At 68.7% G+C, this 10,182-nt stretch carries 8 protein-coding genes; all 8 read left to right on the forward strand.

Features of this window, described 5'->3' with window-relative positions; all coding sequences use genetic code 11:
* The first annotated feature begins 314 nt into the window (after positions 1 to 314).
* The 8 genes from hutU (at position 315) to hutG (ending at position 9,865) form a co-directional block, all read left to right on the forward strand.
* Positions 315 to 1,991 carry a urocanate hydratase gene (hutU, locus tag DK254_RS25605; protein WP_109936068.1) on the forward strand — a complete coding sequence of 559 codons (1,677 nt, stop codon included), beginning with the start codon at positions 315 to 317 and terminating at the stop codon, positions 1,989 to 1,991.
* 137 nt (positions 1,992 to 2,128) lie between these two features.
* Positions 2,129 to 3,544, forward strand: coding sequence for a cytosine permease (locus tag DK254_RS25610; RefSeq protein WP_109936069.1), 1,416 nt, complete (start codon positions 2,129 to 2,131; stop codon positions 3,542 to 3,544).
* 76 nt (positions 3,545 to 3,620) lie between these two features.
* The gene (locus DK254_RS25615; RefSeq protein ID WP_109936070.1) at positions 3,621 to 4,589 is read left to right on the forward strand and encodes an ABC transporter substrate-binding protein; all 969 of its coding nucleotides are present in this window, start codon (positions 3,621 to 3,623) and stop codon (positions 4,587 to 4,589) included.
* 62 nt (positions 4,590 to 4,651) lie between these two features.
* On the forward strand, positions 4,652 to 5,506 hold the full coding sequence (locus DK254_RS25620; protein ID WP_043313138.1) for a proline/glycine betaine ABC transporter permease: 855 nt from the start codon (positions 4,652 to 4,654) through the stop codon (positions 5,504 to 5,506).
* Complete coding sequence (locus DK254_RS25625) at positions 5,503 to 6,318, forward strand: glycine betaine/L-proline ABC transporter ATP-binding protein (RefSeq protein ID WP_109936071.1); 816 nt, start codon at positions 5,503 to 5,505, stop codon at positions 6,316 to 6,318. The genes DK254_RS25620 and DK254_RS25625 overlap by 4 nt, the downstream gene beginning before the upstream one ends.
* 13 nt (positions 6,319 to 6,331) lie before the next feature.
* Positions 6,332 to 7,864, forward strand: coding sequence for a histidine ammonia-lyase (hutH, locus tag DK254_RS25630; RefSeq protein WP_109936072.1), 1,533 nt, complete (start codon positions 6,332 to 6,334; stop codon positions 7,862 to 7,864).
* Positions 7,861 to 9,069, forward strand: coding sequence for an imidazolonepropionase (hutI, locus tag DK254_RS25635; RefSeq protein WP_109936073.1), 1,209 nt, complete (start codon positions 7,861 to 7,863; stop codon positions 9,067 to 9,069). Before hutH ends, hutI begins: the two co-directional genes overlap by 4 nt.
* The gene (gene hutG, locus DK254_RS25640) at positions 9,062 to 9,865 is read left to right on the forward strand and encodes an N-formylglutamate deformylase (protein ID WP_109936074.1); all 804 of its coding nucleotides are present in this window, start codon (positions 9,062 to 9,064) and stop codon (positions 9,863 to 9,865) included. The genes hutI and hutG overlap by 8 nt, the downstream gene beginning before the upstream one ends.
* The last annotated feature ends 317 nt before the right edge of the window (positions 9,866 to 10,182 follow it).

Consider the following 10,182-nt stretch of genomic DNA (forward strand, 5'->3'; position numbering starts at 1 on the left):
TGCTACGAAATGGAGCAGCCGATCACCGTTCTGGTGCAGTCGTTCGCCTGGCGCGGCGGCCTTGCCGGCCGTGCTCGGTGCGCGGGGTTATCCGGTTAATTCTTTTTAAATCAAATGCTTGAGATTTATACCGACCACGCCAAGAGCCCCCGGCGGGGGACTTGGCCTTTCCTTTGCTTATACTTGTATGTACAAGCATATACGTGACAGGAGGCGCCGCTTCCTGCACCGATGCCCACCCCGAATCCCTTTGCCGGAAGCCGAGCGCCCCGGCTTTCGCACCCGAGCCCAAGACTGCCTTGAAGGAGCCTGCCGTGACCGAATCCAGCAAATTCCGCGACGTCGAAATCCGCGCCCCGCGCGGCACCCAGCTGAACGCCAAGAGCTGGCTGACCGAAGCGCCGCTGCGCATGCTGATGAACAACCTCGACCCGGAAGTCGCGGAGAACCCCAAGGAACTGGTGGTGTACGGCGGCATCGGCCGCGCCGCGCGCAACTGGGAGTGCTACGACAAGATCGTCGCCACCCTCAAGGAGCTGAACGACGACGAGACCCTGCTGGTGCAGTCCGGCAAGCCGGTGGGCGTGTTCAAGACCCACGCCAACGCCCCGCGCGTGCTGATCGCCAACTCCAACCTGGTGCCGCACTGGGCCACCTGGGAGCACTTCAACGAACTGGACGCCAAGGGCCTGGCCATGTACGGCCAGATGACCGCCGGCAGCTGGATCTACATCGGTAGCCAGGGCATCGTCCAGGGCACCTACGAAACCTTCGTCGAGGCGGGCCGCCAGCACTACGCCGGCAACCTCAAGGGCCGCTGGGTGCTGACCGCGGGCCTGGGCGGCATGGGCGGCGCCCAGCCCCTGGCCGCCACCTTGGCCGGCGCCTGCTCGCTGAACATCGAGTGCCAGCAGAGCCGCATCGACTTCCGCCTGCGCAGCCGCTACGTCGACGAGCAGGCCAAGGACCTGGACGACGCCCTGGCGCGCATCGCCAAGTACACCGCCGAAGGCAAGGCCATCTCCATCGCCCTGCTGGGCAACGCTGCCGAAATCCTCCCGGAGCTGGTGCGCCGCGGCGTGCGCCCGGACATGGTCACCGACCAGACCAGCGCCCACGACCCGCTCAACGGCTACCTGCCGATCGGCTGGACCTGGGAGCAGTACCGCGACCGCGCGCAGACCGAGCCGGCCGCGGTGGTGAAGGCCGCCAAGCAGTCCATGGCCGTGCACGTGAAGGCCATGCTGGAGTTCCAGAAGCAGGGCGTGCCGACCTTCGACTACGGCAACAACATCCGCCAGATGGCCAAGGAAGAGGGCGTGGCCAATGCCTTCGACTTCCCCGGCTTCGTCCCGGCCTACATCCGCCCGCTGTTCTGCCGCGGCATCGGCCCGTTCCGCTGGGCCGCGCTGTCGGGCGACGCCGAGGACATCTACAAGACCGACGCCAAGGTCAAGGAGCTGATCCCCGACGACGCCCACCTGCACCGCTGGCTGGACATGGCCAGGGAGCGCATCAGCTTCCAGGGCCTGCCGGCGCGCATCTGCTGGGTCGGCCTGGGCCAGCGCGCCAAGCTCGGCCTGGCGTTCAACGAGATGGTCCGCAGCGGCGAGCTGAAGGCGCCGATCGTGATCGGCCGCGACCATCTGGACTCCGGCTCGGTCTCCAGCCCCAACCGTGAAACCGAAGCCATGCAGGACGGTTCCGACGCCGTGTCCGACTGGCCGCTGCTCAACGCCCTGCTGAACACTGCCAGCGGCGCCACCTGGGTTTCGCTGCACCACGGCGGCGGCGTGGGCATGGGCTTCTCCCAGCACTCGGGGATGGTGATCGTCTGCGACGGCACCGACGAGGCCGCCGCGCGCATCGCCCGCGTGCTGACCAACGACCCGGGCACCGGCGTGATGCGCCATGCCGACGCTGGCTACCAGATCGCCATCGACTGCGCCAAGGAGCAGGGCCTGAACCTGCCGATGATCACCGGCAAGTGAGGAACGGGGGCGGCGCCGCCGCCCCGGGCCAGGGAGGAACCGCCGCGCGGGTGGGGGCGCGGCGGTCGGGCCGAGCGCAATCCGTCCTCTGACACTACAAGAACCCCGGCCCGGCGCCGGGGTGGAGAAGAAAAGCGATGTCCCAGGCCAGCGACAGTTCCAGCAAGCCGCTGATCGAGCGCCGCTCGATCAACTACATCCCCGAGGCCGAGCGCCACGGCAAGCTCTACAGCCAGTTCACCCTGTGGCTGGGCGCCAACCTGCAGATCACCGCCATCGTCACCGGGGCCCTGGCCGTGGTGCTGGGCGGCGACGTGTTCTGGTCGCTGGTCGGCCTGCTCATCGGCCAGCTGCTCGGTGGCACGGTCATGGCCCTGCACGCCGCCCAGGGGCCCAAGCTGGGCCTGCCGCAGATGATCTCCAGCCGCGTGCAGTTCGGCGTCTACGGCGCGGCCATCCCGATCGTGCTGGTGTGCCTGATGTACCTGGGCTTCACCGCCACCGGCACGGTGCTTTCCGGGCAGGCGCTGGGCCAGCTGTTCGGCGTCAGCGACAGCGTCGGCATCCTGATCTTCGCCAGCGTCATCGTCCTGGTCACCGTGCTCGGCTACCGGGTGATCCACTACATCGGCCGCATCGCCAGCGTCGTCGGGGTGATCGCCTTCTTCTACCTGTTCAGCCGCCTGATGAGCCAGACCGACGTCGGCGCGCTGCTGCAGATCCGCCACTTCAGCTGGAGCAGCTTCCTGCTCGCGGTGTCCCTGGCGGCCTCCTGGCAGATCGCCTTCGGCCCCTACGTGGCCGACTACTCGCGCTACCTGCCCGGCGCCACCTCGTCGGTGAAGACCTTCCTCGCCGTCGGCGCCGGCTCGGTGATCGGCTCGCAGGTGGCGATGACCCTCGGGGTGTTCGCCGCGGCCATGGCCGATGGCCAGTTCGCCGGCCGCGAAGTGGCCTACATCGTCGGCCTGAGCGGCAGCGGCGCCGCCGCCGCGCTGCTGTACTTCAGCATCGCCTTCGGCAAGGTGACCATCTCCACGCTGAACTCCTACGGCAGCTTCATGTGCATCGCCACCATCATCAGCGGCTTCCGTGGCCACCTGGAGGTGAGCCGCCTGCAGCGCCTGGTGTTCGTGCTGGTGATCGTCGGCACCGCCACCCTGATCGCGCTGCTGGGCCAGCATTCGTTCCTCGGCGCGTTCAAGTCCTTCATCCTGTTCCTGCTGGCCTTCTTCACCCCGTGGAGCGCGGTCAACCTGGTGGACTACTACCTGATCACCCGTGAGCGCTACGACGTGCCGGCCCTGGCCGACCCCGACGGCCGCTACGGCCGCTGGAACCTGCCGGGGATCAGCGTGTACGTGGTCGGCGTGCTGGTTCAGCTACCGTTCATCTCCACCAAGTTCTACACCGGCCCGCTGGTGGATTACCTGGGCGGCGTGGACATCTCCTGGATCATCGGCCTGGTGGTGCCCGCCGTCCTCTATTACCTGGTCGCCCGGCACAGCCGCCGGGCGGTGCCGGACCGGCTGATCCTGCCGGCCCGTACCTGAACCGGCCCGGCCGCGCCCGGCCAGCGGCGCGGCCCCTTGCACTGCCGAACCTCATTTTCCCGTTTAGGAGCATCAGATGAACAATTCCAAGAAGACGCTGCTGGGCCTGATCCTTTCCGCCGGCTTGCTGGGCTCGATGGCCCAGGCCCAGGCGGCGGGCTGGTGCGAGAGCGGCAAGCCGGTGAAGTTCGCCGGGCTGAACTGGGAGAGCGGCATGCTGCTCACCGACCTCATGCAGTTCATCCTCAAGAACGGCTACGGCTGCAGCACCGACAGCCTGCCGGGCAACTCCATCACCATGGAGCAGGCCCTGGCCAACAACGACATCCAGATCTTCAGCGAGGAATGGATCGGCCGCAGCGACGCCTGGAACAAGGCCGCCGCCGCCAACAAGGTGGTCGGCGTGGGCGCGCCCATCGTCGGCGCCACCGAGGGCTGGTACGTGCCGCGCTTCGTGATCGAGGGCGACAAGGCCCGCGGCATCGAGGCCAAGGCGCCGAACCTCAAGGCGGTCACCGACCTGGGCCAGTACGCCGAGCTGTTCCGCGACCCGGAGGAGCCGGGCAAGGGCCGCTTCTACAACTGCCCGGCCGGCTGGACCTGCGAGCTGGAGAACTCCGAGATGCTCAAGAAGTACGGCCTGGAGGACAAGTACACCAACTTCCGCCCCGGCACCGGCCCGGCGCTGGATGCCGCGGTGCTGTCCAGCTACAAGCGCAAGGAGCCGATCCTCTTCTACTACTGGTCGCCGACGCCGCTGATGGGCCAGGCCGACCTGGTCAAGCTGGACGAGCCGGGGGTGAACAAGGACGTGAAGATCCAGGTCGGCCTGTCGCGCAGCTTCCACGACGAGGCCCCGGAGCTGGTCGCGGTGCTGGAGAAGGTCAACCTGCCCATCGACCTGCTGAACCAGAACCTGGCGAAGATGGCCAAGGAGAAGCTGTCGTCCGAACAACTGGCCAAGGCTTTCCTCAAGGAGCACCCTGAGGTGTGGAGCGCCTGGGTCAGCGAGGACGCCGCGAAGAAGATCCAGGCCGCGCTCTGACGCTGCCCGAGCCGGGGAGGCCAGGCCTCCCCGGCGATGCCTAATCCTTGCGAGTACGAGCCATGTTCCCTGAACGCTTCACCTTCTCCATCGCCGACGTGGTCAACGGCTGGGTCGACGCCCTGGTGACCAACTACGGCGACGTCTTCCGGCACATTTCCGACACCCTGCTGTGGGCCATCGTCAACCTCGAGAGCCTGCTGCGCGCCACGCCCTGGTGGCTGATGCTGGCGATCGTCGCCGGCATCGCCTGGCACGCCACGCGGCGCCTGGTGCCGACCCTGGTGATCACCGGCCTGCTGTTCCTGGTCGGCGCGGTGGGCCTGTGGGACAAGCTCATGCAGACCCTGGCGCTGATGATGGTGGCCACGATCATCTCGGTGCTGATCGGCATCCCCCTGGGCATCCTCGCCGCGCGCAGCGACCGCCTGCGCGCCATCCTGCTGCCGCTGCTGGACATCATGCAGACCATGCCCAGCTTCGTGTACCTGATCCCGGTGCTGATGCTGTTCGGCCTGGGCAAGGTGCCGGCGATCTTCGCCACCGTGATCTACGCCGCGCCGCCGCTGATCCGCCTCACCGACCTGGGCATCCGCCAGGTCGACCGCGAGGTCATGGAGGCGGTCACCGCCTTCGGCGCCAACCGCCGCCAGCAGCTGTTCGGCGTGCAGCTGCCGCTGGCCCTGCCGAGCATCATGGCCGGCATCAACCAGACCACCATGATGGCCCTGTCGATGGTGGTGATCGCCTCGATGATCGGCGCCCGCGGCCTGGGCGAGGACGTGCTGGTGGGCATCCAGACCCTCAACGTCGGCAAGGGCCTGGAGGCGGGCCTTGCGATCGTCATCCTCGCCGTGGTCATCGACCGCATCACCCAGGCCTACGGCCGCTCGCGTCACCACGAGGCCAGCAAATGAGCAAGATCCAGGTCAAGAACGTCTACAAGATCTTCGGTGCCCGCGCCGACGCCGCGCTGGCGATGATCCGCCAGGGCAAGAGCAAGGCCGAGGTGCTGGCCGCCACCGACTGCGTGGTCGGGGTGAACGATCTGTCGCTGTCCATCGAGGCCGGTGAAATCTTCGTCATCATGGGCCTGTCCGGCTCCGGAAAGTCGACCCTGGTGCGCCACTTCAACCGCCTGATCGACCCCACCAGCGGCGAGATACTGGTCGACGGCGAGGACATCCTGCGCTACGACGCGCGCCAGCTGGAGGACTTCCGCCGGCGCAAGATCAGCATGGTGTTCCAGAGCTTCGGCCTGCTGCCGCACAAGAGCGTGCTGGACAACGTCGCCTACGGCCTGAAGGTCCGCGGCGAGAACAAGGCGCTGTGCCAGGAGCGGGCGCTGCACTGGATCGCCACCGTGGGCCTGAAGGGCTACGAGAGGTCCTACCCGCACCAGCTCTCCGGCGGCATGCGCCAGCGCGTCGGCCTGGCCCGGGCGCTGGCCGCCGACACCGACATCATCCTCATGGACGAAGCCTTCAGTGCCCTCGACCCGCTGATCCGCGCGGACATGCAGGACCAGCTGCTGGAGCTGCAGAAGACCCTGCACAAGACCATCGTCTTCATCACCCACGACCTGGATGAAGCGGTGCGCATCGGCAACCGCATCGCCATCCTCAAGGACGGCCAGCTGATCCAGGTCGGCGCGCCGCGGGAAATCCTCCACCAGCCGGCCGACGAGTACGTCGACCGCTTCGTCCAGCGCCGCGTGGCCAACCTGTAGTCCGGGAGTTCCGATGTCCTCCGCTTCCATCATCACCTTCGGCGACGCGCCCCTGCACTGGCAGGACGTGGTCGCCGTGGCCCGCCATGGCGCCCGCCTGGAGCTGTCGGCGGCGGCCTGGGCGCGCATCGACAACGCCCGCGCCATCGTCGAGCGCATCGTCGAGCGCGGCGAACGCGCCTACGGCATCAGCACCGGCCTCGGCGCCCTGTGCAACGTGGTGCTCGAAGGCGAGCAACTGGCCCAGCTGTCGCGCAACACCCTGCTCAGCCACGCCTGCGGCGTCGGCGAGGCGCTGAAGGACGAGCAGACCCGGGCGATCATCTGCGTCGCCATCGCCAACTACAGCCTCGGCAAGTCCGGCCTGCACCGCCGCGTGGTGCAGGCGCTGCTGGAACTGCTCAACCGTGGCATCACCCCGCGCGTGCCGGCCCAGGGCTCGGTGGGCTACCTGACGCACATGGCCCACGTCGGGGTGGCTCTGCTGGGCGTCGGCGAGGTGAGCTACCAGGGGCGCATCGTCAGCGCCGCCGAAGCGCTGGACGCCGAAGGCCTGGCGCCGGTGGAGCTGGGCGCCAAGGACGGGCTCAGCCTGGTCAACGGCACGCCCTGCATGACCGGCCTGTGCTGCCTGGCCCTGGAAGACGCCACGCGCCTGGCGCACTGGGCCGACGTCATCGGCGCCATGAGCTTCGAAGCCCTGCGCGGGCAGACCGACGCCTTCGACGCGGAAATCCTCGCGCTCAAGCCGCACCCCGGCGCGCAACTGGTGGGCGAGAACCTGCGGGCGCTGCTCGATGGCAGCGAAGTGCTCGCCAGCAGCCGCGGCATCCGCACCCAGGACGCCCTGAGCATGCGCTCCATGCCGCAGATCCACGGCGCCTGCCGCGACCAGCTGGCCCACGCCGCGCGCCAGGTGGAGATCGAACTGAATTCGGCCAACGACAACCCCCTGGTGCTGGGCACGCCCGAGCACTACCGGGTGGTGTCCCAGGCCAACCCCCACGGCGAATCCGTGGCCATGGCCGCCGACCTGCTGTGCATCGCCGTGGCCGAGCTGGGCGGCGTCGCCGAGCGCCGCCTGGACCGCCTGATCAACCCGCTGGTCAGCGGCCTGCCGGCATTCCTGGTGAGCCAGCCGGGGGTCAACTCGGGGATGATGATCGTGCAGTACGTCGCCGCCGCCCTGGCCGGCGAGAACCGCCAGCTGGCGCAGCCGGCGGTGGTGGACAACTACGTCACCTCGGGCCTGCAGGAAGACCACCTGAGCCTGGGCACCAGCGCCGCGCTCAAGCTCGGCCGCTGCATCGGCAACTGCCAGCAGATCCTCGCCATCGAGTACCTGCTGGCCGCCCAGGCCTTCGAATTCCTCAAGGAACAACGCTTCGGCGCCGGCACCACGCGGGCCTGGGAGCTGCTGCGCGAACAGGTGCCGGCCTACGACACCGACCGCTGGCTGGCCCCGGACATCGCCCGCGCCGCCGCGCTGCTGGCCGACCGCCGGGCGCTGCAGAACGTCGGCGCGAGCATCGGGAGACTGCAATGAAACAGCTCTGGCACAACTGCCATGCCGCCACCATGGCCGGCGGCAAGTACTCGATCATCGAGGACGCCGCCATCCTCACCGAGGGCGCGCGCATCCACTGGATCGGCCCCCATGCCGAACTGCCGCTGCACGAGGTGCAGCGCAGCCATGACCTGGGCGGCGCCTGGCTGACCCCGGGGCTGATCGACTGCCACACCCACCTGGTGTTCGGCGGCGACCGCAGCGCCGAGTTCGAGCTGCGCCTGCAGGGCGCCAGCTACGCCGAGATCGCCGCCGCCGGCGGCGGCATCGCCAGTACCGTGCGCGCCACCCGCGAGGCCACTGAGGAGGAACTGCTGGCCAGCGCCATCAAGCGCGCGCGGCCGCTGCTGGCCGACGGCGTGACCGTGCTGGAGGTGAAGTCCGGCTACGGCCTGGACCTGGCCAGCGAGCGCAAGATGTTGCGCGTGGCCCGGCGCCTGGGCGAGGTACTGCCGGTGACGGTGCGCGCCACCTGCCTGTCGGCCCACGCCCTGCCGCCGGAATACGCCGGCCGCGCGGACGACTACATCGAGCGGGTGTGCTCGGAAATCCTCCCGGCGCTGGCACAGGAAGGCCTGGTGGATGCGGTGGACGCCTTCTGCGAGCACCTGGCCTTCTCCCCGGCGCAGGTCGAGCGAGTGTTCCAGGCCGCCAAGGCGCTGGGGCTGCCGGTGAAGCTGCATGCCGAGCAACTGTCGTCGCTGCATGGCTCCAGCCTGGCGGCGCGCTACCAGGCGCTGTCCGCCGACCACCTGGAATTCATGACCGAGGAAGACGCCATCGCCATGGCCAGGGCCGGCACCGTCGCGGTGCTGTTGCCGGGGGCCTTCTTCGTCCTGCGCGAAACCCAGTTGCCGCCGATGGAGGCCCTGCGCAAGCACGGCGTGGCCATCGCCCTGGCCAGCGACCTCAACCCCGGCACCTCGCCGGCGCTGTCGCTGCGCCTGATGCTCAACATGGGCTGCACCGCCTTCCGCCTCACCCCCGAGGAAGCCCTGGCCGGCGTCACCCTGCACGCCGCCCGCGCCCTGGGCCTGGAAGCCGACCACGGCAGCCTGGAGGCGGGCAAGCTCGCCGACTTCGTCGCCTGGGACATCCAGCGCCCGGCCGAGCTGGCCTACTGGCTCGGCGGCGACCTGCCCAAGCGCATCATCCGTCACGCAGAGGAAGTCTCCTGTGGATAACGTACTGAGCTTCAGCCGCGGCCGTGTACCGCTGCTGGTGAGCATGCCGCACCCTGGCACCCGCCTGACCCCGGCCGTGGAGAACGGCCTGGTGGACGAGGCGAAGGAGTTGGCCGACACCGACTGGCACATCCCGCGCCTGTACGACTTCGCCCGCGAGCTGGGCGCCAGCACCCTGGCCGCCAACTACTCGCGCTACGTCATCGACCTCAACCGCCCGGCCGACGACAAGCCGCTGTACTCCACGGCCACCACCGGCCTCTACCCGGACACCCTGTTCGACGGCCGCCCGCTGTTCCACGAAGGCCAGGCGCCCTCGGCCGAAGAGCGCGCGCGCTACCTGGCGGAGGTCTGGACGCCCTATCACCGAACGCTCGCCGAGGAGCTGGCGCGGCTGAAGGCCGAGTTCGGCTATACCCTGCTGTGGGACGCCCACTCGATCCGCTCGCACATCCCGCACCTGTTCGACGGCCGCCTGCCGGACTTCAACATCGGCACCAACTCCGGCAACAGCTGCCCGGCCGACCTCGCCGAACGCCTGCAGGCGGTGTGCGCAGAAGCCGAAGGCTACAGCCACGTGCTCAACGGCCGCTTCAAGGGCGGCCACATCACCCGCCACTACGGCCAGCCGCAGCAGGACGTGCACGCGGTGCAGCTGGAACTCGCGCAGTGCAACTACATGGACGAGCAAGCGCCCTTCGCCTACTGCGAAGACCTGGCCGCCCCGACCGCCGCGGTGCTGCGGCGGATGCTGGAAACCTTCCTGGCCTGGGGCCGCGAGCGTTACGGCCGTTGACGCCGATGTAGGGCGAATAACCGTTTGCGATTATCCGCCGTTGCGCACTGTAGGAGCGGGCCCTGCCCGCGATTCGCGCGCAGGGCGCGCTCCTACAGGGGAATGGCGTGGGTGACGCAGCGTAGGCGCGGATCTCATCCGCGAATCGCGCCGGAACCTCCGGCTATCGCGGACAAAGTCCGCTCCTACGACCGTGCCCAGCCGCTGGCCAATGAAAACGGCGGATAACGCCGTAGGCGTTATGCGCCCTACGGGTCAGGATGACGCCTGATTTTCCAGCCGCTCGGGACGGCCCCCTCTCCCGCTTGCGGGAGAGG

Origin of the sequence: Pseudomonas sp. RW407 (genome assembly GCF_003176655.1) — a bacterium.
In the GTDB taxonomy this organism is placed as follows: Bacteria; Pseudomonadota; Gammaproteobacteria; order Pseudomonadales; family Pseudomonadaceae; genus Pseudomonas; species Pseudomonas delhiensis.